Origin of the sequence: Clostridium sp. BSD2780061688st1 H5, assembly GCF_005845155.1 — a bacterium.
Classification (GTDB): Bacteria; Bacillota; Clostridia; order Lachnospirales; family Lachnospiraceae; genus Claveliimonas; species Claveliimonas intestinigallinarum.
On record NZ_SPGT01000010.1, the window covers coordinates 24,928 to 49,500 of the forward strand.

Here is a 24,573-nt window from a genome sequence, read left to right on the forward strand (position 1 = left end):
AGTCCCTCTGTCAGTCCTTCTGTCCTTTTATCTTTCTCATATGCTCCTTGATCTGCCTCTCATATCCCATGTCCCCGGGCTCATAGAACCGGGTGCCCTGTATCTCGTCAGGCAGGTACTGCTGCTCCACATAATGGTCCGGGTAATCGTGGGCGTACTTGTAGCCTGTGCCGCGGCCCAGGTCCTTCGCCCCCCTGTAGTGGGCGTCCTGAAGATGCGCAGGCACGGTGGTCTTGCAGCGCCCCACATTCTCCATGGCGGCAAAAATGGCGTTCACCGCCGAGTTGCTCTTGGGGGCCGTGGCCACGTAGAGCGCTGCCTGGGACAGGATGATCTGGGCCTCCGGCATCCCCACCCGCTCCACCGCCTGGGCGGCGGAGACCGCCACGGTGAGAGCCATAGGGTCCGCGTTTCCCACATCCTCCGAAGCGCATATCATGATCCTGCGGGCGATAAACTTGATATCCTCCCCCGCGTAGAGCATTTTGGCCAGATAGTACACGGCCGCATCCGGGTCCGACCCTCTCATGCTCTTGATAAAGGCGGAGATGGTGTCGTAGTGATTGTCCCCGGTCTTGTCGTAGCGGACCACCCGCTTCTGGATGCACTCGGAGGCCACCTCCAGAGTCAGGTGGATCTTTCCGTCAGCGGACCGCTCTGTGGTCAGCACGCCCAGCTCCACCGCGTTCAGGGCGTTCCTTGCGTCCCCGCCCGCCACGTCCGCCAGGAATTCCAGAGCGTCCTCATCGATCACCGCGTCATAGCTGCCCATCCCCTTCTCTTTGTCGTAGACCGCCCGGTTGATGAGGGTCTTCACATCCTCCTTGCTCAGGGGATAGAGTTCAAAGATGCTGGACCTGGAGATGAGAGCCCCGTTTACCTCGAAATAGGGGTTCTCCGTGGTGGCCCCGATGAGGGTGATGGTTCCGTCCTCCACAAAAGGAAGGAGATAGTCCTGATGCCCCTTGTTGAACCTGTGTATCTCATCCACAAAGAGGATGGTCCGGCGGCCGTACATTCCGCGGCGCTCCTTCGCCTGGCGGACCACCTCCTCCATGTCTTTCTTTCCCGCCACTGTGGCGTTGATCTGGGTGAACTCCGCCTTCGTGGTGTGGGCGATGACCTTGGCAAGGGTAGTCTTCCCGGTTCCCGGCGGGCCGTAGAAAATGAGGGAGCCCAGCTTGTCCGCCTTGATGGCCCGGTAGAGGAGCTTGTCCTTCCCGATGATGTGCTGCTGGCCCACCACCTCCTCCAGCGTCTCCGGCCGCAGCCTGGAGGCCAGGGGAGACTCCCTGTCCATATTCTGTTCTCTTGCGTACTCAAATAGATCCATATCTGTTCTGCCACCTTTCCAGCCTAAAGTCCTGCTATATCCCGCACCACTTCCCCCGCGATGAGAAGGCCTGCCACAGGGGGCGTAAAGGAGATGCTTCCCGGCAGGCTCCTCCTTTGTCCCTTGTCCTCCCCCGTGTCCCGTCCTGATACGTCCACAGGCTTTTCTTTGGAGTAGAGCACCTTCACATGCTCGATCCCCCGCTTTTTCAGCTCTCTTCGCATCACCTTGCAGAGGGGGCACACGGAGGTCCGGCTTATATCTTCAATCTCAAAGAGCTCCGGGTGGAGCTTGTTTCCTGTCCCCATGCAGCTGATGACGGGGATCCGCTCCCTGTCCGCCCTCTCGATCACCGCCAGCTTTGCCGTCACCGTGTCAATGGCGTCCACGATGTAGTCCGGCCTCTCCGCAAAAAGCGGGTCTGTATTGTCCGCCAGGACAAAGGTCTCAAAGGTCTGTACCTCCGTCTCAGGGCAGATATCCTGTATCCGCTCCCGCATCACCTCCGTCTTGTACCGGCCCACCGTGCTGTGGTAGGCGATGGACTGGCGGTTGATGTTGGTCATGGACACCCTGTCATTGTCCACCAGGATGAGGCGCCCCACCCCGGCCCTTGCCAGAGCCTCGATGCAGTGGGAGCCCACGCCTCCCACCCCCAGCACCATGACCGAGGAGCTTCGTATTTTCTGCAGCTTCTCCTCCCCTATGAGGAGCGCTGTCCTTGCAAATTCATCTGCTGTATATTCCTGTTCTCTGAATTCTGTCATCTTTTTTGCCTTTTCTTTCTACTTTTTCAGCGCCTCTTTCACTTAAGCGCCTCTTTCTATACCGCTTCCGCCCGAGACTGCGCCTTGCGGCGGCACATTCCCTCACGGCAGCATCAGCTCATCCGCCGTCACAAACGCGAAGCCTTCCGCCTGGAGGATATCCACAATGCGCAGCGCAGCCTCCACGGAGGACGCATAGCAGTCGTGCAATAAAATGATATCACCATCTTCCGCCTCCGTCACTACCTTTTCTACGATCTGATCCGCATTTTCCGTGGTCCAGTCCAGCGGGTCCACCGTCCACAGCACCGGCAGCACCTGAAGCTCCTCCTCCAGCTTCTCATCCCAGACGCCAAAAGGGGGGCGCACGTATTCTGTATGCTTTCCTGTGATAAGGTAGATGACTTTGTCTGTGTCCCCGATCTCCCGGCTCAGATGCTCCTCATCCTCCAAATCCAGCTGAACATGGTGATAGGTGTGGTTTCCGATGAGATGCCCCTCCCGGTCCATCCGCTCCACAATTTCCGGGTACTGCACCGCGTACATGCCAATGAGAAAAAAGGTGGCCTGCACATTCCGCTCCTTCAGCCCGTCCAGCAGCTCTGGCGTCCAGCTGGGGCTGGGTCCGTCGTCAAAGGTGAGGGCCACCCGCCGGGCCTTTTCTTCCTCCACAGCCTCCTGCCTCTTTGTTCCGCTGTCCGCCCCGGTCTCCGCGGTCACACCGCCTGCCCTGATCTGTCTGGCCAGCGTCTCTGCTTCCGCGGTCTCGCCGGCCGTACCGGCCCACTCCGTGAAAGAACAGGACAAAGCCGGCAGCAGCAGGGCGCAGGCATACAAGAGGAACACGGCCCTCTTTCCTGAAAGCTTCATCTTCCCTCTCCATCTGGCATTTTCTTCATATATATGAAGAAAATCTCCGGGACATTCAGCGGACGGGCCTTTTACATTCAGCTCTCTGACGGCAGGTGGAGAAGGATCGCCAGGCGGTAAATCCGTTCCCCCTGCCCGTCATCCGCCGCCGATTCCAGATCATTTGGCGCCGGCTCCAGGATATCCCGCCGAAGCGAGCCCTGGTATTTCCTGGCCGCCCACTCCATATTGAGAAGCCCGAAGCCGTGGGAGTCTCGGTCTTTCTTTTCCGTATAGCCCCTGGGCGTATCCGCCCGGGCATTACCCGCCGGATTTTCAAACACAAGGCTGAGCATCTGCCCCTGCTGCCGGATGCGCACCTGAACCCACCCGCCGCCAGGCTGGGCCTCCAGGGCGTTGTCCAGGGCATTGGCAAAGAGCGCGCAGATATCCGCGGCGTCCACAGGAAGAGGAGAAGGCAGGCGGCCGTCCAGCCGTATCTCTATGCCCCGCCTGGCCGCCAGCATATTTTTCTCGTTTAAAATAGCATCCCCAATGTCGTTTCCACAGTGAAGGGGGGTGTCCGTCAGCTCCAGGCGTCCCTCCAGCTCCCCGATATAGTCGGAGAGGCCGCTGTAATTCCCCCTGGCAGCCAGCTCCCTGATGCAGAGCAGGTGGTTGCGGATATCGTGGCGGAACATACGGAGCTTTGTGTCGCTCTCCCTGCGCGCCTCGAAATGCTCCAGCTCCGCCCGCAGATAGGACCTGTTCAGGTCTGCCATATACTGATAATAGGATCGCCTGTTTCCCTGCTGTACAAGCGCGGTCACAGACACCTCCAGGAGCACTGCCGCCACGCTGGCAAGAAGGGTGAACCCCCTGGCCGCCTCCCCTGAGACGGGCAGCTCCTCTCCCCCTGCAATCATCGCTCCTATGGCGAGGAGGAAAAGGCCTGTTCCGTGGAGGAGGTTCCTCTCCCATCTGCTCAGTCTTCTGTAAGATGTCTCAGCCCGGAAGCGGCGCCGGGCTTCCCTGCTTTCCCATAAGATTAGGGGCAGCAGCACCCAGAAGAGGAGGTCGAAAAGCAGTTCCCACTTTCCCATGTCTCTGACTCTGACCCCGGTCAGCACGTAAGGGATCCCGAAAAGAAGGGAGACCGGCGCGATGAGAAATCCCGTCACCGGGAGGAATAGAAAGAACCCCCTGGCCCTGTGCCTGTCCCTCACCGCCGATGTGTAGCCCCCGAAGACAGCGAGGGGCCAGAAGACCGCCAGGTCCCCGTCTGTCCCCACTGTCAGGAAGAGCGCTGTCTGGCCGAAAAGGAAAATGCCCCAGAAGAGAGCCCATTTTCTCCTGGTGTCAAAGACCGGCTCCAGATAAATATAGCGGGAAATCAGGACGAGAACTATGAGGATCTCCGCCGCTCCCGCCAGGCTGTATAAGATTTTTCCTGTTTCTGCCGCCATCTTCCTACTCCTTTTCAGATATATACCGGGAGAGAGCCTGGACAAAAGCAGCCCGCTTCCCCCGGCTCACCGGCAGCCGGGTTCCATCTGACAGGGTCACCTCCCGCCCGTCAAAGGCGGACACATGCCGTAGTCCCACCAGGTAGCTCCTGTGGATCTGGAAAAAATCCAGGGGCGGCAGTCCTTCCGCCTGCTCCTTAAGCTTCTTCCGGAGCAGGCAGTGTCTCCCGCCTGTCATGTACAGGGTGAGATACACGTTCTCACTTCGGAAATACAGGATTTCTCCAAGAGGGATAAAAAGCTCTCTCCCGTCCGCCTTCACCTGTATCCTCCTGTTCCGCCTTTCCCTCTCCTCCACAGCCCGCAGCGCCCCAAAGAGGGACGATTCCTCCACTGGCTTGGCAAGAAAACGGAAGGCCTCCACCTCGTACCCTTTCATGGCGTACTCTGTGTGGCTGGTGAGGAGGATGACAGGGATGGCGTCATTTACGTCTCTCACCGCCCGGGCCGCCTCCAGCCCGCCCATCCCCGGCATCTCGATATCCAGGAAGACCAGGGACCAGCAGAAGGGCTCTCTCTCCACAGCCCGCACAAGGGCCTCCCCGGAGGAAAAGGCGTCGATCCGCAGGTCCAGGCTGCGGTAGTATCTCTCCAGCTTCTCCCGGAGCATCTCCAGGAAAAGAGGCTCGTCGTCACATACTGCTATCCGCATCTTTTTCCTCCCTCATATCCTGAAGCAATTCTCCGGTATCCGGAAGCGCTTTCCCCTTATCCAGGACCACTTCCCCGCTGTGGATGGCCCGCAGCTGGTCCCCCATGATATCCTTCATCACGTCAAAGGCCCTCTGTCCTGTGCAGTGGCCTGTGAAGCAGAGAATACCCGTCTTCTTCAGGAGCCGGGCCGTCTCCCTTATATGTTCCAGGTCCGCCTCCTCATACCTGTCCTTCTTCATGTGGAAACCGCTGACCAGCACATCCGGCCAGTCTCCAAAAATCTCCCGGTATCTGTCCAGTATGTTCAGCACCCCGTTGTGGGCGCAGCCCGAGAGCAGCACGTGAAAATCTCCCTCACTTACCACAAGACACTGTTCATGGCAAAAATCGTCCTGGACATACTCCGCCCCGGCCTTCCGCTTCAGCGCCCGGTTGCCCTCCGGCCACATCCTGTGTCCCTCTATGCCGGAAAAGAGGAACAGCTCCCGGTCAATCCGGTGGTCTCCCTGGAGGAGCACGCACTGGGGCAGCCCCAGGATGCAGGGCTCCAGCCCGATGTACTTTTCACCCTCCGGCTTCAGGTGGTAAAAGCTCCCTCCCGCGCTTTGCTGCATATAAATCCTTGTCCCCGGATATTTCTTTGCGAAAGCGGGGATCCCGCCGCCGTGGTCATAGTGGCCGTGACTTAAGATCACCGCGTCCACCCCTCCCAGGTCAATTCCCAGAAGGTCGGCATTTGCAAGAAATCCATCACTTGCCCCTGTGTCCATGAGCACCTTATGTCTCTCCGTCTCTATGTAAAAGCTCAGTCCGTGCTCACAGCGGCAGCCGGGCTGGCCTTCTGTGTTCTCTATCAGGTTTACGATCCTCATCTGTCCTCTTCCTTTTATATATCTGTTTTCCTGCCCTTGTCCGGGCTTGACTCAGCGGGGAAGACACAGCCGTATCCCCTTCGCCGCTCCGCCGCGTCTGTTGGATGGAAGGATGATATCCGCCTTCTCCCTCAGCTCCGGCACGGCGTTCCCCATGGCCATCTTAAGGCCTGCCGCCCGGAACATGGGCAGGTCGTTCTCCCCGTCGCCTATGCAGGCCGTCTCTTCTTTCTTTATCCCCAGCCTTTCCGCCAGGGCGGCCAAAGCCATCCCCTTGGACGTCTTCTCGGAGAACACCTCCACGTATATGGACGTGCTGGCCCAGGTCAGGCCCCGGGTCCTCTTAAGCAGCTTTTCAAGCCGTTCCCGCACGCCGGGACGCAGAAAATAAAACTGGATCTCCTCCACCCCGTACCTGGATCTTGCAAGGGTCCTCTCCATGCTCTTTACACGGTACACGCCCCTGGCGTCCTTCCCGTATATCAGCCTGCCCAGAAGGACAAGAAGCCGCCCCTGTATCAGGTATTCATGGTGGAGGTGGGCCGTGATGCCGGCTCCTGTCCTCCGGCAGTCCCGGAGAAGTCCCAGGGCCATCTCCTTTGGGATCATAGACCGGAACAGGTCCTTTCCGGTCCGGCAGTCTGTCACTACGGCCCCGTTGGAGCTGATGACATACCGGTAAATGTCTCTCTCCCCCGCCAGCCGGTGAGGGAGGCAGTGAAGGTTCCTGCCTGTCGTGGGCACCACAGTGATACCCGCCCGGGCCGCTTCCCGCAAGGCTTCCACTGTCTCCCGGGACATGCGGCTCCTTCCATCCAGGCAGGTGCCGTCCATGTCCACAGCCAGGAGTTTGATCCTGTGTCTTTTCTCTTGTGTCTTATCCATCTTATCACTCTCCTTGCCGTATGGATGAAAAAGGCTTTACCTCAGGCTGCTCTTCCCGATGCTCTCCTATATTTTTTGCCATCCACACTATGTGGTACCACCTGTGGAATTTGTAACCGCAGCTCGGGAATCGCCCCACAGTCCGAAATCCCATGCGCTGATGGAACAGGATACTGTCCCCGTTCAGGTACGGGTCTTCCCCCTCCGGGCAGGCGATGCAGGCGTAGAGATCCGTAATGCCCTGCATCCGCAGGATTTCCTCCAGGGCCTCGTACAGCTTCCTCCCAAGCCCCTGTCTCCTTCTGTCCCTCCGCAGATAAATGGACGTCTCCGCCGCCCAGTCGTAGGCCCGCCTCTCGTGAAAGGGAGAGGCGTAGGCATAGCCCAGGATTTCTCCTTCTGACTCTGCAAGCAGGTACGGATACCGCTCCCTTATGCGGCGGATGCGCTCTCTGAACTCTTCCACAGAGGGCACCTCATACTCAAAACTGACAGCTGTGTGCTCCACATAGGGCGCGTAGATATCCAGCAGCGCCTCCGCGTCCTCCTCACAGGCAGTGCGAAGGCGGATAGGTTCCGTGTGTTCTATTGACATGCTCTATTTCCTCCATCTGTAAATAAGCAGGGAAGCAAGGATCAGCACAGCCCCCGCCGCCGAGACAGCAACCGGCAGCATTGGCTCCACCCTCCAGGCCACAAAGACTGCCGAGGGCCCGTCCGCCCCTGCAATGATCTTCAGGGCGCTCTGCTGGGAAGTCCACCAGAGGATACCCCAAATGAGCATGGCAGCGCCGATCAGCATCACGATGGCCAGCAGGATAACGCGCCGGACTGCCTGGCGTCTCTGCACGGCCGCCAGCCTGACTGTCTCCGCCACTGTCTGTTCTGTCTCCTCTCCCGTCATTTTGTCCGGGAAGGTCTTCTCTCCTCTCAGAATGTCCAGGACTGTGACCCCAAGCTGCCCGGCCAGCGGCTCAAGAAGCGTGATGTCCGGGTAGCCCACGCCCCGCTCCCAGCGGCTGACAGCCTTGTCCGTCACCTGGAGCTTTGCTGCCAGCTCCGCCTGGGTCATATTTTTCCCCTTCCGCATTTCCGCGATAAAGCTTCCTGTCCTTTTTACGTCCATTTCATCCCCTCCTTCTAAAGAGAGTATATTCTAAGAGAATGGCTTTGTCAGCCTGTGTATGATCTATTTTCCGGATACACAGCCCGACGGTTCGTTTACCTGCTTTTCCCCGGTCCCTCTCCTCCCTCTCTCTGCGAGGGCAGCATAGATTTCGTCCACATCATAGTCCGGGGCAAACCGGCGGGCTGTCTCGCAGATGAGGCTTACCTTCTCCTCCGGCTCTCCCAGTTCCCCGAAATCTTCTATGATAGCAGAAATGGGCTTATCCTTTTTTAGTTTCGCACAGATCCAGGAGATAAGCTTTGTCTCCTCTCCCTGCTCCTTCGACTCCTGCAGCTCGTCTGCAAACAGCTCTCTCAATGCCTCGCACATTTCCTTCTCCTCCTTCATCCTGTCCCAGTTGGCTCGCACGATCAGATCCATGGCCGCCTGGTACCACTTTGAATGTCTGTGCCGCTCATATCTCTCCATCAGGTCCTGCAGCTCGCGGCCCTCCTTCAGGTTCCCCCTCAGGTGCTGCAGCCAGTAATTGTCTCTCTCCGACAGCTCCCTTGTCACCAGGAGCTGCATCGCAAGGGCGTCTCCCTCAAGATAGTAAATCCCGTCACCCTGCCTGCTGACCTTCATCCCTCTTGCCTTCTTCAGATGCCCCAGCAGCTTCCTGGGGTAGCGCATGCACACGAATGTCAGGGTGATCTCCTCCGGGTCCACCTCCATCACCCGGTCCGTGTCCGACTGATACAGGCAGGCGTAGGCGTACACCTTGTAGAAATCATTGATGCTCAGATAGTCCTCCGGGGATTTGTACTCAATGATATTGTAGCTCTTGAATATCCTTCCGATATTCTTCTCCAGCCGGACGCCTTTCTCCTTTTTCACGACCAGCACGTCCATCTGCAGGGGCTCCTTTGTGAGCTGGCACTCATCCACGATCTCCAGCAGGTCAAGCTCCTTTTCCAGTTCGATCCGCAGCACCGCGCCAAATGCCGGATGCCAGGACAGTCTTCTCTTCTCCTGCTCCATCCCTCTCCTCCTTGTCAGTATAATACAGTTTCTTCCCCACGCGCAACTTTTACATAAATTTTTCATCATTTCCGGGTGATCCGGCAGATATGCCCGATACGTCAGATATGAATGGGAACCGCTTTTTGAATGATGCGGTTCAAGAAATGTCTTCTCAAAAAAGAAGGTACTCCAAGTTTACATCAGCTTATATCTTCTGTCAACCAGGAGTACCCTTTGATCTATTATTTATTTCCTACACGATAATTCCCACCATGAGGCAGGCGAGCAGCATGTCATCCACAGAGCTCATGTACCTGATCATCCTCCCCATTTCGAGGCTTTGAGGGTCCTTCTTCTGCTCCTTTAATCTGGCTTTCAGGTCCTTTCTCTCGAATTTGGAGAAATACTGGTCCAGGTTCTTCGAGCTCTTCAAGATCCACAGGAGGGCTCCGTCCTCAGGGGACATATCACCGCCGTCCCTGGCCGCCTCCCGCAGCCTCTCTGCCAGCGCGGTCCTGGCGCTCTTCTGCGGGATGTACACCGTCCTATTGCCCAGCACGCCGCCCTTTTCTTCCCTTACGGACTGATCCCCCAAAAGGGACGCCCCTGTGTCTGCTATGAACTGCCCCATCCTGCTGATATCATAGGTAAGAAAATCGCTTATCATTTTCAGAGCAGTGCGGGGCTTCTTCTTCAGATACTCGTACAGGACTGTCAGATGCTCAAGGCTGTCCGGCAGCTCCCGCTCCACCTTGATGGTCTTCCCGTCCATGCTCACCACCTCATTCATGAGGAGGTCCATAAATCCTGCAGCCACAAGAGCGGCGTTGCCCTCCTCCCTGTGCATGGCCGGCATGCAGCCAATGTCTGTCACCGCCAGAATGTAGTACTCCTGTGCAATTCCTCTTCTTTCCATCTCATTTTCCTCCGAAATATTTCTTGCTGACCAATCAATCAAATATATCTTCGGAGTCATACACCCAGGAGCCATATGAAAAACAGGCTGACAGCCAGGGCAAGGACACCTGTCCCAACCGCCAGAAGGATCTTCTGGTAGATACGCTTCCCCTCTTCCTTCGCCTTCTCGATCTCGTCCAGGGTGGTCCCCTCCACAAAAGCTACGATTTCCTTGTAGCTCTGGATATCGTACCGGGCCTTTCTCTTTTCCACCTGGGCCGCCGCATAGATGCCCGCCAGCAGGATGACGATCCATATTCCCATTCCCACATAGGACAGAAAGTGGACAAGAGGAATAGGGGTGACGCCGATGAGAAGGAGGAGGAAACCAAAAATGTTTCCAAGGCGATTAAATTCTTTCCTCTCATCGTCGCTCATGTTCATCCTCTGCTTCATCGTCTCCACGTCTCCTTTGACTAATTGATCCAGAGAGATTTCAAATGTGTCGCAGAGGAGCATCAGACTGTTTATATCCGGATAGCTCTTGTCATTCTCCCAGTTTGAGATGGTCTGCCTCGAGACATAGACCTTCTCCGCCAGGGCATCCTGTGACAGGGACCGTTCCTTCCGGTATTTTTTAATCTGATTTCCAAGCTCCATTTTTTCTCCCTGCGCTTTCACTATAGTCAAAAAGAGAGGATCTGTCTGTCAAAAGTCTTTGACATGCCCTGTTTTACGGGGATTTCCCGCTGTCAAAGCCCTTTTGCGGCCGACAGTTCCTTCATTTGCTCTCCCATTATAGCAAACCTGGTATCCTGTGAAAAGCGATATCTTATCTTTTCTCCCTGACAGCAAAGAACGCGATCAGCAGAAGCACTGCCGCTCCCACTGCCATCCAGAAAAAGGACATGTTCATGCCGTGCATCATGGCGTTGTCCCCGTAGCTTTCCGCTGAGGACGCCGCCACCATGGTCATGATCCCCACAAAGACCGCCGAGCCGATAGAGCCCGCGATGGTCCGAAGGGAGGTGAGAAGGGAGGAGGCGTCCGCCATCTTTGTGGGGTGCACGTTGCTGGTCCCCCAGGTGAGGAGGGGCATCATCAGGCTTCCGATGGAAATGTTGCGGATCACATTCAGCGCTGCAGCGATCCACAGAGGCGTTTCCATAGAAAGGAAAAACATGCCCATGTTGCTGATGACAAGAGCGGCGGCCCCTGCCACAAAAATCTTCTTTATCCCAATCTCATCGTACAGCTTCCCGGCAAAGGGGCTGACAAGGGCCGTGGCCAGGGAGCCGGGAAGGGTCACAAGACCGGACACCACCGCCGAGTAGCCCATGACGCTCTGGACATAGAGGGGCATCATAACGGAGGAGCCCATCATCACAAGGTAGAGGACCATGCTGGAGATGACGCTTACTGCGTAATTCCGGTTGACCAGTATCTTCACATCCAGGAAAGGCTTCTCCAGCCTGCACTGGCGGGTCACAAAGAAGACGCAGACCACGGCTCCGAGAAGAAGCGGAACCCCTACCTCTATGCTGAGAATGCCAAAGGTGCTCAGGTTCCCGATACCCAGGGTCACGCCGCCAAAGGCCACGATGCTCTCCACAAAGGAGACCACGTCAAATTTCTTGTCCTGCAGCTCCAGGACATCCTCAAACACGATACAGGATATGATAAAGGACAGTATCATGATGACCAGCGACACGTAGAAGATGGACTTCCACCCAAAGGCATCGATCATAAGCCCCGCGATGGTGGGCGCCACGACAGGAGCGGCCGTGGTGGCCAGCCCGTATGTCCCCATCATGGTCCCCCGCTTCTTTATGGGATAAATGGTCATGATGACCACCTGGGCGGCTGTCATCAGCACGCCGTTGCCGCAGGCCTGCAGGACACGCCCCACCATCATCAGGGCAAAATCCCCCGCAAATATGCTGACCAGAAGTCCTGCGATAAATGCGCCTATTCCCGTCAGATACAGCCTTTTTGTCGGGAAACGGGTGATGAGGAAGGCAGTCAGGGGCATGATCATACCCATGACCAGGGAGTAGCCGCTGGTGATCCACTGGCCCACCGATGTGCTGATCCCGAAATACTCCACCACGCCCGGCAGAGCGGTTGTCATTGCCGTGGAGAGGACAGAGGAGGAAATGCCTGATACCACCAGGCACAGAAAGATCATTGCCCTCTGTCCATCCTTTATTTCTCGTTTTTTATGTTCATTTTCCATGATGTACCTCCATTCTATGCCATACCTTCTGATTGATGTTGTCGGACATGTGCCGCAGCGCCTGCTCTACAGCCTCCAGCTCCTCCGGGGCCATCCCCTGGCTGACAGTCTCGTAGAAATCCTGATGGATCTGACGGATCCTTCTGGCCGCCGGGACCGCCTTGTCGGTGAGATACAGATGCTTCACCCGGCGGTCCTGCTCATCGCCGCTGACTCTTATATATCCAACCTCCGTCAGCTTCTTGATGATCTTGGTCAGGGTCGCCTTGTCCACCCGGAACCGCTCTGCCATCTCCTGGGACGTGGCCCCGGGATGCTCCCGGAGATATTCCACATAGAACTGCTGGCCCCAGCCTATCTCATACCCGGACAGCCCCCGGTCATAGTACATCTTCATCAGCCTGTCGAAGATGGACACCCAGCGGCCTATTTCCGGGAAATCTCTCTCTTTCATAGGAAAGCCTCCTTGTCTTGCTTGTTCTGCTCCGATGAAGGACTATATCACATTTTAGTAGCGTACGCAACTATTTTTTTTCTGTTTTTCACATCCTGACTATGTTCCTTCTCTCTGCCAGAATTAAAAAAACGGGCAAAGAAGAGGCGTTCGCAAGTTACCCCTGTAGTACAGCGCAAAGGCTGTACGGCAGCTTACAAACGCCTCTTTTTACAAAATCCCATCCCCGCACTTTTTTTCTAAAGAGCGCTGATGGTGTCCACCACGGACATGTTCCTGATCCGCCTTGCAGGGCCCCACACTGCCAGCACTGCGGAGAGGGCCATCACCGCCAGTATCACGGCAAGGGCTGTTCCCGGTATCTGCCACTCATCTCCCCAGCGGGAGGTGATCATGGACTGGTAGAGCAGCCTGTGGAGGGGCAGACCCACAGCACAGCCAAGGAGCATGCCCGAGAGCACATAGGTGACCGCCTCCGCCGCCACCATCTTAATGAGCTGTCCGCTGCTCATGCCGATGGCCCGCATGGCCCCGTACTGCTTCATCCTGGCCTCCACGCTCATGCCAATGCTGTTGATGATGTTGAACATGGAGATGAGGGCAATGACAGCCAGAAACCCGTACACAAAGATGACCATGGAGTACCAGACTCCTCTCACCTCGCCGTTGTCCATGCGCCGGTCCGAGAAGGTCGTCCCCTCTCCGCCCAGGCTGCGGATTTCCTCCACGTCCCCCTCCGTTGCATTTCCCGCAAGCTGCACGTCGATGATGGTGTAGCCGTCCTGACCTGTGAGCTGGCTAAAAAGAGCCTCGCTGCAGTAGACATTCTCCACCCCCTGCTGGGTTCCCACGATGGAGAAGGAGGTGAGGGCTGTGACAGGCAGCTTCTGCACGCCGCAGGAGGTCTCCAGAGTGATCACATCCCCCAGCTTGAGGCCCTCGTCCTCGCTGACGTAGACGCCCATCACGCCGTCCCCCTTTTCCACACTCTCTATATCTCCCTTTATAATGCCCTCCCCGGCCCAGCCAAGCTGGTTCTCCTCCAGGGAGATGAGGTTGATGCTGCCCGCCCTCTCGCCGGTCTGCGCCGGCAGCTCATAGGCAAAGCTCCTGCCGTAGACCCGCTTTACATAGTCCTTCCCCTCAAGCTCCCGGGCCAGATCTTTCGGGATGGAGCAGGTCTCATCTGCGCTCACCACGGACACGTCCGGTGTGTAGGGCCGCAGGGGCACCAGGGCGTGGTGCATGAAATCCACCGCCGTGCTGAAGGACAAAAAGAGCAGGATGCTGAAGGCAAAGGAGGCGGACAGCAGGATAAAGTTCCGCTTCTTTCCCTTTGCGTGGTGGATGCCAAGCACCGTGTCCACGTGGAAAAACCTCGTCCTGGCCGCGCGCCTGACCCTGGTGATCTCCCCGGTGTTCCCCGATACTGCCGCAAGGGGAGATGCCTTGGAGGCCTTTCTCGCCGGCGCCCTGGCGGCCAGCAGGACCGTGATAAGGCCAATGACAGCGCCCGCCGCTATCCCCGGCAGGCTGACGCCAAAGACCGGCATATCGCCGAAAAATCTGTCGCTCACAAGCCGCAGCAGAGCACACAGAGCCCAGGTGACAAGAACCCCTGCCAGCACCCCCAGGGGGATGGCAGTCATGCACCAGCCAAGGGCCTCCCGGCGCACAAAGCGGACAACCTGCCTCTTCTGGGCGCCCAGGCACCGGAGCATGCCGAAAAATCCGGTCCTCCTGGCAATGTTGCTGCTGAGGCTCCCCGATATCATCAGCACGCCTGCCAGGACAACGAGGAGCGCCAGCACTGCCGCTGTCCCGTAGAGCTGGAAGATGTAGGGGTCGCTGCTCTGCAGCATGAGGGCAAGGAGCTTCGCGTTCTGCCCCACCTGCTCGTCACTTAAGGAGTAGGCGTCCCTGATCTCCCTGATCTTCTCCTGGATATCGCACCAGGGCGTGAAGGACACGTAGAACTCCCCGTCCAGCTCCTGGGTGTCCTTCATAAAATACTCCTGGTAAATCTCCCGGTCCGTGAACATGCCGTAGACGCCCTGCTGCAGGATGGAGGAGGTGTCCCCCATAATGCCCGACACGGTAAAGCCAAGCTGCTCTCCCTCCGGCGTATCCAGAGTGACCTTGTCCCCGACGCCGATGCCCAGCCTGTCAGCGGCAGTCTCCGTCAGCACGACACCGTCCTTCGTCCCCTCAGGGAAGCTCCCCTCTTTTATCTCTACGGAGGGGTAAAGGTCCAGGAACTCCCTGTCAAATCCGCAGATGACGGTCTCTGTCCCCTGTATCTGATAGCCCATGTCCACCCGGTAGTTGGTAGCCCCATACCAGGAGCTCTCCTCCACCTCGGGCCTTGCGGCGATCAGCTCCTGCTGCTCCCGGGTCAGTCCCCTGAAGACCGCATGCCAGGCCCCGTCGCTCTTCACTGTGGAAATCCGCTGCGCCCGGATTTCCATATCCGCCATGCTGAAAATGGCGGCCACGAGAAACACGGCCAGGAAAATGCAGATCCTTGTCATGAGGCTCTGCTTCCTGTGTACCTTCCCGGAAATTTTCACCAGGTCCAGATAGCTCTTCATCGCCTCACACCTCCCATCTCTGTGAGGACTCCGTCCGACACCTTCATGACCCGGTCCACAGAGGCGGTCAGGTTCATATTGTGGGTGATCATGAGGACGGTCTGCTGGTAGTGCCGGGACGCCTTGCAGAGAAGGTCCATCACGTCCCGGCTGCTCCTGGAGTCCAGATTGCCTGTGGGCTCATCCGCCAGCACGAGCATGGGGCGCATGACCAGGGCCCGGCCGATGGCCACCCTCTGCTGCTGCCCGCCGGAGAGCTGCCCCGGCAGATGGTGGCGTCTCTCTGTGAGCCCCAGCAGCTCCAAAAGCTCCTCCACCTGCCCCTTCTTTGGCTTCCGATAGTCCAAAAGCAGGGGGAAAATAATGTTCTGCTCCACGTCCAGCTCCTCGATGAGGTGGAAGGACTGGAAGATAAAACCGATGTTCTGCCTGCGGAAGATGGTCCGTTTGTTTTCTGTCATAGAGAAAAGGTCCTCTCCGTCCAGGTACGCCTTTCCCCCTGTGGGAGCGTCCAGCCCGCCGATGCAGTTCAGAAGGGTGCTCTTGCCGGAGCCGGACTCTCCCACCACGGCGGCAAACTCCCCTCGTTCCATGGAAAAGGAGACGTCCCGCAGGGCCCGGACCGCCGCTTCCCCCTTCCCGTATGTCTTGCTGAGATTTTCTACACGTAAAAGTTCCATTGTCTTTGTCCTCCTTATCCGGCGCCGGCCAGGCCGGCTCCTTCCTTTTACAGTAGATATCCTACTCCCTTAGCCTTACAGCCAGATGAATGTGAGCTTACAGTTTCGTCACCTGCCCGCCGGATGCGGCCTCTGTCCCAAAGCCCGGAAAGGAGATGATAAACCGGCTCCCCCGGCCGGGCCGGCTCTCCACCTGTATCACGCCTCCCTGCCCCTCTATGACAGACTTTGCCAGGGGAAGCCCAAGCCCGCACCCCTCCCTGTCAGAGGAGCGGCTGCTCCTGTAGAAGCGCCGGAAGATAAAATGGATGTCCTCCGGCGGTATGCCGTGGCCGTTGTCCTCCACGAAGATCCGCAGCATGGCCGGGGACTCCTCCCACCGCACCCGGATGACGCCGCCCGGGTCCGTATGGTCCAGGGCATTTTTTATGAGGTTGGAGAGGGCCTCCCGCATCCAGGACCTGTCGCAGACCAGATGAGAGCGCTCCTCTCCCTGAAGGAGGAGCTGCTTTTCTTCCTTGCGGGCCATGTCAAGGAGCTGCTCCGCCGCCTCCCCGGCAAGCCGGCCCACAGGCCAGTCCTCCTTCTCAAAGGCCACCGCCCCTGCGTCCAGCCGGGCCACCTTTAAGAGCGTCTGGATGAGCTCCTGTATCCGCTCCAGGGCCTTCAGGGCCTTCCCGGAAAACTCCCGCACCACGGAGGGCTCCTCCGGCTCTCCCTCCATGATCTCCATGTACATGAAAAGAGCGGACAGCGGGGTTTTCAGCTGGTGGGAGATGTCAGAGAGAGTCTCCTTCATCATCTCCTTTTCCGCCTGCCTGGCCTGGCTCCTGGCCTGCAGCGCCGTGGCAAGCTGCTCTGCGGAGGCGAACATCTGAAAAAGGGTCCCCCGCTCATTTCTCGGCAGATGACGGGAGAAATTTCCCCCTGCGTACTCTCCCATCACCTCCGCCGCCCTCTCATAGAGCCGCTGTCTCCGTCCCAGGAAGAGAAGGGTCCCCATAAGCAGCAGAAGGGACAGCCCGCCAAAGACAGCGGCCTGTCCTCCCACCTGCCTCATCCCCGCCTCATAGAGGTCCGGCAAAAGCCAGAGGGGCGTGGTCTCCTCCGTGTAGCCCGCCTGCAAAAGGAACCTCTCTCCTTCCGCTGTCACCTCTGTCCCGGCAAAGGCTCTGGCAATGACCGCAGGCTCCACCCCCTCCCCGAGGAGGCCGGAGCTGACCCTGCCCTCCCACTGGAAATAAAGGGTCCTCATCCGGTCTGTCTGCCCCCATCCAAGGAGACAGGCTGCCGCCACCATGGCCGCCGCCAGAAGGAGGATAAATGCCAGGTAGCTCCTCGTCTGTCTTTCCTCCAAAATCCCTCTCATCTTTTATCCCCTCCTCTGTCCCTTCCATTCATAGCCTCGGCCCCGCACTGTCAGAAGGTGGGCCGGAGCCGACGGGTCCTCCTCCAACTTTTCCCGCAGACGGCGCACATAGACGGACAGGGTGTTGTCGTCCACAAAGCTCCCGTTTCCATCCCACAGGGCATCCAAAATCTGAGTCCTTGTCAGCACCCGGCCCTCATTTTCCACGAGAAGGCAGAGGAGGCGGTACTCTGCCGCTGTCAGCTCCAGCATCCTGTCCTCCATGTAGGCCCGGCCTGCCAGAAGGTCTATGAAAAGGCCGCCGGAGCGCAGCTCCTTTCTCTCCCTCTCCTGGGGCCGGCCGCTGCGCCGAAGCTGTGCCCGGATGCGGGAGCACAGCTCCCCTAAGCGGAAGGGCTTTGTGATGTAGTCGTCCCCGCCCCCGTCCAGCCCCCGGATCACGTTGGTCTCCTCGTCAGCCGCCGTGAGGAAGATAATGGGGATGCCTGCGTCTTGCGCCCTCACCTGCCGGCACACGTCAAACCCGGTCCCGTCGGGAAGGGATACGTCCAGGAGCAGAAGGTCATAGTCCTCCGTCCGCTCCAGCCTTTCCATGGCCTCCCCCACCGTGCGGGCCACGGTGAGACGAAATCCGTTTTTCTCCAGGGAATACCTAAGTCCGTCTATCAGGCTTCTGTCGTCCTCCAGAAGAAATAGTCTGTCCATGCTCTGCTCCGCCTCCTGTTTTGCTGTAGTCAGTGGTTATATTATACCATGGCCGCGCAGCGCCCGCCTCCTCCTTACAAAAATGTAAGGATCTTCCTCCCAGGGGATAAAGCGAAAAGAAATCGCCCGCCGCTTACAGGTAAGCGAGCGGACGGTATCCAACCATCTGCAGCATATATTTGAGAAGCTCTCTGTCTCCTCCTCCGTGGAGGCGGTCACAAAGGCCATCCGCCTGGGGTATCTGCCGCCCCTTTAGAAGTGCCTCCTTCACATGTAGATCTCCATCCTGGAGATGAGATTGGTCACGTTCATCTTGCTGGCAAAGAGCTGCCGGTAGGTGGCGCTCTTCGTCCGCCCGGCCTGGGAGAGGCGCTCCATATCCGCAGTGATCCTGTCCTGCTCCGCATAGAGGGCCTCATAGAGGTCTTCCAGGCGCCCCAGCCGGTCTATGGCCTCCTGGATGTCCGGAGCCGAATAGCCCTTTTCCCTCTTTGTCGTCAGTCTCTGTATCTTCATTGGTGTTCTCCTCTCTCTTCTTTTATTCTGCCTCCACAGGCTTTCTCCCCAGGTCCAGAAAGACCTTCGTCCCCTCTCCCGGCGCAGACTGGATCCGCATCCCGTGTCCCAGCCGGTCCATCACTCTCCTGCAAAGATAGAGGCCAATGCCCGTGGACTTCTTGTACTCCCTCCCGTTGTATCCGGTAAATCCCCGCTCAAAGACCCGGGGCAGGTCCTCCTGGGCAATGCCGATGCCTGTGTCCGCTATGACAAGGGCGATCTGGCTGGGGCCGTCTTTTTGTGCATAGATGGAGACAGCGCCCTCCTTTGTGTATTTCAGCGCGTTGGACAAAATCTGTTCTATGACAAACACAAGCCACTTCTCATCCGTCAGCACCAGGCTGTCCGTCTCCTTAAAGTCCAGCTTCAGCTTCTGAATGATAAAGAGCCTGGAATATTTTCTCACCGCCTGGCGGATCATGTCGTCCAGGGGATACCAGGAGAGCACCATATCCCGGGAAATGTCCCCGATCCGCAGATAGGTCATGACCATCTCCACATACTGCTCTGTCCGGAACAGCTCCTTGTCCATCTCCCTTAAAAAGCTGTCCTTCCCCTGCCGCTCCCTCTCCTCCTCCTGGAGAAGGAGGCGCATGGCCGCTATGGGCGTCTTGATCTGGTGGCCCCACAGGCTGTAGTAGTCCACACTCTCCTGCCGCCTCTCCGCAGCGTCGTTTCTCTCCTCGCTCCTCCGCCTTAAAAGCTCTGTCAGCATTTCCTGGTACTCCCGCTCCGCCAGAGTATCCGCCCCCGGCAGCATGGGATCCGCATAGGGTAGATTTCTCCGTATCTCCTCTATCTGCCTTTCTCTCTTCAGATAGCGGACAAAATCCACGGCCGTGCACACCAGAAGGATGACCGCCGACAGGAGCAGGGCATAGCCCACGGCGTCCCGCGTCACCTCATAGAGGTAGCCTACGAGGGCAAAAATGAGCACAGTCCCGGCATAGACGGCCAGGGGCTTTCTTATTTCCTTCAAATAGTATCCAAATGTCTTCATGCCTCCACCATGTACCCGATGCCTTTCTTTGTCACGACAGCCTCCTCCAGGCCGATCTGGGCCAGCTTCTTCCTGAGCCTTGCCACGTTGACTGTCAGCGTGTTCTCATCGATAAACGCGTCGCTCTCCCACAGCCTTGCGATGATCTCGTCTCTCGTCACGATCTTTCCCGCATTTTCCAGAAGGCACTGGAAAATCTTAAACTCATTTTTCGTCAGGTCTGTCTTCCTGTCCTGGTAGGTGACTGTGGCGTCCGCCAGATTGAGGATACAGCCTTTGTACTCCATAAGGCTTGCGCTGCCCCGGTAGGAGTAGGTCCGCCGAAGGAGCGCCTGCACCTTGGCAGTGACCACATGCAGGTCAAAGGGCTTCTCGATAAACTCATCCCCTCCCATGTTCATGGCCATGACAATATTCATATTGTCGCTGGCAGAGGAGATAAAAATGATCGGCACATCCGACACCTGCCGGATCTGGGTGCACCAGTAAAATCCGTTGTAAAAGGGAAGGCCGATATCCAGGAGCACAAGATCCGGCTCCACTCTGGTAAATTCTGCCATGATATTCTTAAAGTCCTCCGCGATCACTGTCTCATAATCCCAGCCCTCCAGATGTCTCTTCAGCGCCTCCGCGATAGTGCTGTCGTCCTCCACGATCATAATACGGTACATGCTGTCATCCTCCTTTTCGCTTTTCCATTGTACCACAAAAAAACAGACAGGAAAGGGCTTCCTGTCCGTTTTTATTTCTTCCTTTCTTATCTCTTTCGCCTTAGATCTTTGCGATGTCGATAAGGGTCAGCTTCTTGATATCTGTATTCTCCAGACTGGTGATGAGAGCCTCTGCCGTGTCGATGGCTGTCAGCACGTTGACGCCGGTCTCGATGGCGTTCCTGCGGATCACAAAGCCATCCCTGGCCCTGTCCGCTCCCTGGGGCGGTGTGTCGATGATCAGGTCGATCTTGTGTCCCAGGATCAGGTCCATAAGGTTGGGTGACTCCTGCTCGATCTTGTTCACAGGAACCGCCTTCACGCCGCCGGCCTGCAGGGCCTCGGCTGTGCTCCTTGTGGCGAAAATCTTGTAGCCGATCTTCTCAAAGCGGCGGCCGATCTCCACAGCCTCCGGCTTGTCCTCATCCCGGACGGTGATGATCATGTTCTTGTGCTTCGGCAGCTTGATGCCAGCTCCCAGGAAGGCCTTGTAGAGGGCCTCGTCAAAGGTCTTGGCAATGCCAAGGCACTCGCCTGTGGACTTCATCTCAGGTCCAAGACTGATGTCCGCGCCCCGGATCTTCTCAAAGGAGAACACCGGCATCTTGATGGCAAAGTAGTCCGCCTCTTTTTGCAGTCCCGGCGTGTAGCCCAGATCCTTCAGCTTGTGTCCGATGATCACCTTTGTGGCCAGCGGCACGATGGGGATGCCTGTCACCTTGCTGATGTAGGGAACGGTACGGCTGGATCTGGGGTTGACCTCGATAACGTACACGTCCTCTCCGCACACGATGAACTGGATGTTGATCAGTCCGATCACGTGGAGAGACTGAGCCAGCTTCTTTGTATACTCCTCAATGGTCTTCTTTGTCTTCTCGGAAATGCTCTGGGCCGGGTAGACGGAGATACTGTCTCCGGAGTGGATACCCGCTCTCTCAATGTGCTCCATGATACCCGGGATCAGGATGTCCTCGCCGTCGCAGACAGCATCCACCTCGATCTCCTTGCCCTGCAGGTACTTATCTACCAGGATGGGGTGATCCTGGGCGATCCGGTTGATAATACCGATAAATTCATCTATATCATGGTCGTTAATGGCAATCTGCATGCCCTGTCCGCCCAGCACGTAGGAGGGGCGCACAAGCACAGGATAGCCCAGACGGTTCGCCACCTCTTTTGCCTCCTCGGCTGTAAAGACCGTTCCTCCTGTGGGACGGGGAATACCGCATTTCTCCAGGATCTCGTCAAAGAGCTCCCTGTCCTCTGCCGCGTCCACGTCCTCCGCGGATGTTCCCAGGATGGGCACGCCCATCTTCATGAGAGACTCGGTCAGCTTGATAGCTGTCTGGCCTCCGAACTGCACGACAGCGCCGTCCGGCTTCTCCAAATCCACGATGCTCTCCACATCCTCCGGTGTAAGGGGCTCAAAATACAGCTTGTCCGCAATGTCAAAATCTGTACTTACCGTCTCCGGGTTGTTGTTCACGATGATGGTCTCATATCCCTCCTTGGAGAAGGCCCATGTACAGTGCACAGAGCAGAAGTCAAACTCAATACCCTGTCCGATGCGGATGGGGCCGGAGCCAAGGACAAGAACCTTCTTGCGGCCGCTTGTCTCCTCCACCTCATTTTCACTTCCGTATACAGAGTAATAGTAAGGTGTGGCTGCCGCAAACTCAGCCGCGCAGGTATCAACCATCTTGTAGGAGGCAGTGATGCCGTACTCGTGGCGCATGTCATGGATCTGCCTCTCCGTGTTGCCGGTCAGATCCGCGATCACGTTGTCCGGGAACTCCATCCTCTTTGCCTCTTTTAAGATCTCGGCGGACAGGGGCTTTGTCTTCAGCGTCTGCTCCATCTCCACCAGACGGGCGATCTTGTCGATGAACCATTTATCGATCTTTGTGATGCTGTAGATCTCGTCGTAGGAGATGCCCTTTCTCAGTGCCTCCGCGATCATCCAGATGCGGCGGTCATCCACGATCTCCAGCTTCTCCAGGATCTCCTCTCTTGTGAGGGCTGTGAAGTCGTAGGACATAAGGCTGTCCACATGCTGCTCCAGAGAGCGGATGGCCTTCATGAGGGCTCCCTCAAAGTTGTCACAGATGCTCATGACCTCTCCTGTGGCCTTCATCTGTGTAGTCAGCGTTCTCTTGGCGCTGATAAATTTGTCAAATGGCAATCTGGGCATCTTTACAACGCAGTAGTCAAGCATTGGCTCGAAGCTTGCATATGTCTTCTGTGTGACCGCGTTCTTGATCTCGTCCAGTGTGTAGCCAAGAGCAATCTTGGCCGCCACCTTGGCGATGGGGTAGCCTGTGGCCTTGGAGGCCAGGGCGGAAGAACGGCTCACACGGGGATTTACCTCGATAACGCAGTACTCAAAGCTGTCCGGTTTCAGGGCGTACTGCACGTTGCAGCCTCCGGTAATGTTCAGCTCGCTGATGATGTTCAGGGCGGAGGTACGGAGCATCTGGTACTCCTTGTCCCCCAGCGTCTGGGAGGGCGCCACGACGATACTGTCTCCTGTGTGCACGCCTACCGGGTCGATATTTTCCATATTACATACAGTAATGCAGTTGCCGTTGCTATCCCGCATTACCTCGTACTCGATCTCTTTCCATCCCGCGATGCAGCGCTCTACAAGCACCTGCCCCACGCGGGAGAGACGCAGGCCGTTCTCCAGGATCTCCACAAGCTGCTCCCTGTCGTGGGCGATACCGCCGCCGCTGCCGCCCAGCGTGTAGGCAGGGCGCAAGACAACCGGGTAGCCAATCTTCTCCGCGAACTTGATACCGTCCTCCACATTTTCCACCACGAGAGAGGCAGCCACTGGCTCGCCGATCTTCTCCATGGTAGTCTTGAACTCCAGACGGTCCTCCGCCTTCTTAATGGTCTCGGAGGTGGTTCCGATGAGGCGCACGTTGTTCCTCTTCAGGAAGCCGTTCTCCTCCAGCTCCATGGCCAGGTTCAGGGCCGCCTGTCCGCCCAGGGTGGGAAGGACGCTGTCCGGCTTCTCCTTCAGGATGAGCTGCTCTACCACTTCCACTGTCAGAGGCTCAATGTAGACGCGGTCCGCGATATCCTTGTCCGTCATGATGGTGGCAGGGTTGGAATTGAGAAGGACAACCTCCAGTCCCTCCTCCTTCAGGGAACGGCATGCCTGTGTTCCCGCATAGTCAAATTCTGCCGCCTGACCGATGACGATCGGACCGGAACCGATAACCAGTACTTTTTTAATATCTTTATTTCTAGGCATTAGTTTGCTCCTTTCATCATATCCATAAACCTGTCAAACAGATACCCTGAGTCCTGTGGTCCCGGGCATGCCTCCGGATGGAACTGCACGGTAAAAATGTTCTTTCCGATATAGGAAAGTCCCTCGTTCGTGCCGTCATTGACATTGACAAAGGCCTCCTTCGCGATGGCCGGGTCAATAGTGGAGGCGTCCACTGCGTATCCGTGGTTCTGGGAAGAGATGTATACCCGGTTGTTGGTCAGATCCTTCACCGGATGGTTGCCTCCCCTGTGTCCGTATTTCAGCTTGTATGTCTTTGCTCCGTTTGCCAGGGCCATGAGCTGATGTCCCAGGCAGATGGCAAAGATGGGAATGTCTGTCTCGTAGAGCTTTTTGATCTGAGCGATGATCTCCGTACAGGTCTCCGGGTCTCCCGGGCCGTTGGAGAGCATGATGCCGTCCGGCCTGGAGGCGATGATCTCCTCAGCAGTCGTGTCCGCCGGGTAGATGGTCACCTGGCAGCCTCTCTTATTCAGAGATTTTGCGATGTTGTTCTTCGCGCCGAAATCCATCAGGGCCACCTTCGGTCCATTTCCCTCCAGAACGTAGGGCTCCTGGCATGTGACCTTGGAGACTACGTCGCCCACTGTGTACGCGTGGAGCTTCGGAAGGATTTCGTCCAGGTCATAATTCTCGTTGGTGGTGATCATTCCGTTCATGGTTCCCTTTTCCCTCAGGATCTTGGTGAGGGCGCGGGTGTCGATCCCTGCAATTCCCGGGATATCCTGCTCCTTTAAGAAGTCCTGGATGGTTCCCTCACAGCGGAAGTTGCTGGGCATCCTCGATAATTCTCTTACGATGTAACCGTCCGGCCATGCTTTCTTTGACTCCATGTCCGGTGTAATTCCGTAATTTCCAATCAATGGATAGGTCATAACTACGGCCTGTCCTGCGTAAGAAGGGTCAGTCAGCACCTCCAGGTAGCCTGTCATGGAGGTATTAAATACAATTTCACTTATCATGTCTTTCGTGGATCCGATGCTGGTTCCCGTAAAGACGGTTCCGTCTTCCAAAATAAGAAACGCTTTCATTTATTCACCTTTTCCCTTCAAAATGTT

Annotated in this window: 24 protein-coding genes; 1 reads left to right on the forward strand and 23 read right to left on the reverse strand. The window is 57.1% G+C overall.

Translation table 11 applies throughout. The annotated features are described in order from the left end of the window. Window positions 1–10: 10 nt before the first annotated feature. The 18 genes from FGQ86_RS08000 to FGQ86_RS08085 form a co-directional block, all read right to left on the reverse strand. Window positions 11–1,333, reverse strand: coding sequence for a replication-associated recombination protein A (locus FGQ86_RS08000; RefSeq protein ID WP_138303406.1), 1,323 nt, complete (start codon window positions 1,331–1,333; stop codon window positions 11–13). A 23-nt stretch (window positions 1,334–1,356) separates the two neighbouring features. Beyond that, entirely contained in the window at window positions 1,357–2,100 is a 744-nt protein-coding gene (locus FGQ86_RS08005; protein ID WP_076780920.1) for a tRNA threonylcarbamoyladenosine dehydratase, read from the reverse strand. A gap of 102 nt (window positions 2,101–2,202) precedes the next feature. Then, on the reverse strand, window positions 2,203–2,970 hold the full coding sequence (locus FGQ86_RS08010; protein WP_138303408.1) for a polysaccharide deacetylase family protein: 768 nt from the start codon (window positions 2,968–2,970) through the stop codon (window positions 2,203–2,205). 77 nt (window positions 2,971–3,047) lie between these two features. Beyond that, window positions 3,048–4,415: a GHKL domain-containing protein gene (locus FGQ86_RS08015; protein ID WP_138303409.1), complete on the reverse strand. Its 1,368-nt coding sequence runs from the start codon at window positions 4,413–4,415 to the stop codon at window positions 3,048–3,050. A gap of 4 nt (window positions 4,416–4,419) precedes the next feature. After that, the gene (locus FGQ86_RS08020) at window positions 4,420–5,127 is read right to left on the reverse strand and encodes a LytTR family DNA-binding domain-containing protein (RefSeq protein WP_138303411.1); all 708 of its coding nucleotides are present in this window, start codon (window positions 5,125–5,127) and stop codon (window positions 4,420–4,422) included. After that, entirely contained in the window at window positions 5,108–6,001 is an 894-nt protein-coding gene (locus FGQ86_RS08025) for an MBL fold metallo-hydrolase (protein ID WP_138303413.1), read from the reverse strand. The genes FGQ86_RS08020 and FGQ86_RS08025 overlap by 20 nt, the downstream gene beginning before the upstream one ends. A 51-nt stretch (window positions 6,002–6,052) precedes the next feature. Further along, window positions 6,053–6,886 carry an HAD family hydrolase gene (locus tag FGQ86_RS08030; RefSeq protein WP_138303415.1) on the reverse strand — a complete coding sequence of 278 codons (834 nt, stop codon included), beginning with the start codon at window positions 6,884–6,886 and terminating at the stop codon, window positions 6,053–6,055. A gap of 4 nt (window positions 6,887–6,890) precedes the next feature. Next, entirely contained in the window at window positions 6,891–7,481 is a 591-nt protein-coding gene (locus FGQ86_RS08035; protein ID WP_138303417.1) for a GNAT family N-acetyltransferase, read from the reverse strand. Between the two features lie 3 nt (window positions 7,482–7,484). Next, window positions 7,485–8,012, reverse strand: a complete 528-nt coding sequence (locus tag FGQ86_RS08040) for a helix-turn-helix transcriptional regulator (RefSeq protein ID WP_076777938.1) — start codon at window positions 8,010–8,012, stop codon at window positions 7,485–7,487. Window positions 8,013–8,075: 63 nt separating this feature from the next. Continuing rightward, a complete protein-coding gene (locus FGQ86_RS08045; protein ID WP_138303419.1) occupies window positions 8,076–9,035 on the reverse strand; it encodes a 3-isopropylmalate dehydrogenase in 960 nt (319 codons plus the stop codon). A gap of 235 nt (window positions 9,036–9,270) precedes the next feature. Continuing rightward, complete coding sequence (locus FGQ86_RS08050; RefSeq protein WP_171031529.1) at window positions 9,271–9,933, reverse strand: GPP34 family phosphoprotein; 663 nt, start codon at window positions 9,931–9,933, stop codon at window positions 9,271–9,273. 56 nt (window positions 9,934–9,989) lie between these two features. Beyond that, a complete protein-coding gene (locus tag FGQ86_RS08055; RefSeq protein ID WP_033125351.1) occupies window positions 9,990–10,574 on the reverse strand; it encodes a helix-turn-helix transcriptional regulator in 585 nt (194 codons plus the stop codon). 172 nt (window positions 10,575–10,746) lie between these two features. Next, window positions 10,747–12,150, reverse strand: coding sequence for an MDR family MFS transporter (locus tag FGQ86_RS08060; RefSeq protein WP_138303423.1), 1,404 nt, complete (start codon window positions 12,148–12,150; stop codon window positions 10,747–10,749). Next, on the reverse strand, window positions 12,140–12,604 hold the full coding sequence (locus tag FGQ86_RS08065) for a MarR family transcriptional regulator (RefSeq protein ID WP_052083980.1): 465 nt from the start codon (window positions 12,602–12,604) through the stop codon (window positions 12,140–12,142). Before FGQ86_RS08065 ends, FGQ86_RS08060 begins: the two co-directional genes overlap by 11 nt. Before the next feature lie 239 nt (window positions 12,605–12,843). Beyond that, complete coding sequence (locus FGQ86_RS08070; protein WP_138303425.1) at window positions 12,844–15,195, reverse strand: ABC transporter permease; 2,352 nt, start codon at window positions 15,193–15,195, stop codon at window positions 12,844–12,846. Next, window positions 15,192–15,875: an ABC transporter ATP-binding protein gene (locus tag FGQ86_RS08075; protein ID WP_138303427.1), complete on the reverse strand. Its 684-nt coding sequence runs from the start codon at window positions 15,873–15,875 to the stop codon at window positions 15,192–15,194. The genes FGQ86_RS08070 and FGQ86_RS08075 overlap by 4 nt, the downstream gene beginning before the upstream one ends. Window positions 15,876–15,972: 97 nt before the next feature. Next, window positions 15,973–17,244, reverse strand: a complete 1,272-nt coding sequence (locus FGQ86_RS08080; protein ID WP_138303428.1) for a HAMP domain-containing sensor histidine kinase — start codon at window positions 17,242–17,244, stop codon at window positions 15,973–15,975. A gap of 3 nt (window positions 17,245–17,247) precedes the next feature. Continuing rightward, complete coding sequence (locus FGQ86_RS08085) at window positions 17,248–17,949, reverse strand: response regulator transcription factor (protein ID WP_076777945.1); 702 nt, start codon at window positions 17,947–17,949, stop codon at window positions 17,248–17,250. Window positions 17,950–18,070: 121 nt separating this feature from the next. On the opposite strand from FGQ86_RS08085, the gene FGQ86_RS08090 reads away from it, so the two are divergent. Next, window positions 18,071–18,205 (forward strand): LuxR C-terminal-related transcriptional regulator, encoded by a 135-nt coding sequence (locus FGQ86_RS08090; RefSeq protein WP_334292798.1) that lies wholly within the window; start codon window positions 18,071–18,073, stop codon window positions 18,203–18,205. 11 nt (window positions 18,206–18,216) lie between these two features. Here FGQ86_RS08090 and FGQ86_RS08095 read toward each other — a convergent pair whose 3' ends face one another. From FGQ86_RS08095 to FGQ86_RS08115, 5 genes are all read right to left on the reverse strand, one after another. Continuing rightward, complete coding sequence (locus FGQ86_RS08095) at window positions 18,217–18,465, reverse strand: hypothetical protein (protein WP_076777946.1); 249 nt, start codon at window positions 18,463–18,465, stop codon at window positions 18,217–18,219. Window positions 18,466–18,487: 22 nt separating this feature from the next. Then, window positions 18,488–19,507, reverse strand: a complete 1,020-nt coding sequence (locus FGQ86_RS08100) for a sensor histidine kinase (protein ID WP_138303429.1) — start codon at window positions 19,505–19,507, stop codon at window positions 18,488–18,490. After that, complete coding sequence (locus FGQ86_RS08105; protein WP_033124411.1) at window positions 19,504–20,178, reverse strand: response regulator transcription factor; 675 nt, start codon at window positions 20,176–20,178, stop codon at window positions 19,504–19,506. The genes FGQ86_RS08100 and FGQ86_RS08105 overlap by 4 nt, the downstream gene beginning before the upstream one ends. Before the next feature lie 100 nt (window positions 20,179–20,278). Next, entirely contained in the window at window positions 20,279–23,476 is a 3,198-nt protein-coding gene (gene carB / locus FGQ86_RS08110; protein WP_033124412.1) for a carbamoyl-phosphate synthase large subunit, read from the reverse strand. Next, entirely contained in the window at window positions 23,476–24,546 is a 1,071-nt protein-coding gene (locus tag FGQ86_RS08115) for a carbamoyl phosphate synthase small subunit (RefSeq protein WP_033124413.1), read from the reverse strand. The genes carB and FGQ86_RS08115 overlap by 1 nt, the downstream gene beginning before the upstream one ends. Window positions 24,547–24,573: the final 27 nt, after the last annotated feature.

Excerpts from the sequence above, each read along its gene's own strand:
- FGQ86_RS08000 (WP_138303406.1), bottom strand. The coding sequence starts at position 1,333 with ATGGATCTATTTGAGTACGCAAGAGAACAGAATATGGACAGGGAGTCT.
- FGQ86_RS08005 (WP_076780920.1), bottom strand. The coding sequence starts at position 2,100 with ATGACAGAATTCAGAGAACAGGAATATACAGCAGATGAATTTGCAAGG.
- FGQ86_RS08010 (WP_138303408.1), bottom strand. The coding sequence starts at position 2,970 with ATGAAGCTTTCAGGAAAGAGGGCCGTGTTCCTCTTGTATGCCTGCGCC.
- FGQ86_RS08015 (WP_138303409.1), bottom strand. The coding sequence starts at position 4,415 with ATGGCGGCAGAAACAGGAAAAATCTTATACAGCCTGGCGGGAGCGGCG.
- FGQ86_RS08020 (WP_138303411.1), bottom strand. The coding sequence starts at position 5,127 with ATGCGGATAGCAGTATGTGACGACGAGCCTCTTTTCCTGGAGATGCTC.
- FGQ86_RS08025 (WP_138303413.1), bottom strand. The coding sequence starts at position 6,001 with ATGAGGATCGTAAACCTGATAGAGAACACAGAAGGCCAGCCCGGCTGC.
- FGQ86_RS08030 (WP_138303415.1), bottom strand. The coding sequence starts at position 6,886 with ATGGATAAGACACAAGAGAAAAGACACAGGATCAAACTCCTGGCTGTG.
- FGQ86_RS08035 (WP_138303417.1), bottom strand. The coding sequence starts at position 7,481 with ATGTCAATAGAACACACGGAACCTATCCGCCTTCGCACTGCCTGTGAG.
- FGQ86_RS08040 (WP_076777938.1), bottom strand. The coding sequence starts at position 8,012 with ATGGACGTAAAAAGGACAGGAAGCTTTATCGCGGAAATGCGGAAGGGG.
- FGQ86_RS08045 (WP_138303419.1), bottom strand. The coding sequence starts at position 9,035 with ATGGAGCAGGAGAAGAGAAGACTGTCCTGGCATCCGGCATTTGGCGCG.
- FGQ86_RS08050 (WP_171031529.1), bottom strand. The coding sequence starts at position 9,933 with ATGGAAAGAAGAGGAATTGCACAGGAGTACTACATTCTGGCGGTGACA.
- FGQ86_RS08055 (WP_033125351.1), bottom strand. The coding sequence starts at position 10,574 with ATGGAGCTTGGAAATCAGATTAAAAAATACCGGAAGGAACGGTCCCTG.
- FGQ86_RS08060 (WP_138303423.1), bottom strand. The coding sequence starts at position 12,150 with ATGGAAAATGAACATAAAAAACGAGAAATAAAGGATGGACAGAGGGCA.
- FGQ86_RS08065 (WP_052083980.1), bottom strand. The coding sequence starts at position 12,604 with ATGAAAGAGAGAGATTTCCCGGAAATAGGCCGCTGGGTGTCCATCTTC.
- FGQ86_RS08070 (WP_138303425.1), bottom strand. The coding sequence starts at position 15,195 with ATGAAGAGCTATCTGGACCTGGTGAAAATTTCCGGGAAGGTACACAGG.
- FGQ86_RS08075 (WP_138303427.1), bottom strand. The coding sequence starts at position 15,875 with ATGGAACTTTTACGTGTAGAAAATCTCAGCAAGACATACGGGAAGGGG.
- FGQ86_RS08080 (WP_138303428.1), bottom strand. The coding sequence starts at position 17,244 with ATGAGAGGGATTTTGGAGGAAAGACAGACGAGGAGCTACCTGGCATTT.
- FGQ86_RS08085 (WP_076777945.1), bottom strand. The coding sequence starts at position 17,949 with ATGGACAGACTATTTCTTCTGGAGGACGACAGAAGCCTGATAGACGGA.
- FGQ86_RS08095 (WP_076777946.1), bottom strand. The coding sequence starts at position 18,465 with ATGAAGATACAGAGACTGACGACAAAGAGGGAAAAGGGCTATTCGGCT.
- FGQ86_RS08100 (WP_138303429.1), bottom strand. The coding sequence starts at position 19,507 with ATGAAGACATTTGGATACTATTTGAAGGAAATAAGAAAGCCCCTGGCC.
- FGQ86_RS08105 (WP_033124411.1), bottom strand. The coding sequence starts at position 20,178 with ATGTACCGTATTATGATCGTGGAGGACGACAGCACTATCGCGGAGGCG.
- carB (WP_033124412.1), bottom strand. The coding sequence starts at position 23,476 with ATGCCTAGAAATAAAGATATTAAAAAAGTACTGGTTATCGGTTCCGGT.
- FGQ86_RS08115 (WP_033124413.1), bottom strand. The coding sequence starts at position 24,546 with ATGAAAGCGTTTCTTATTTTGGAAGACGGAACCGTCTTTACGGGAACC.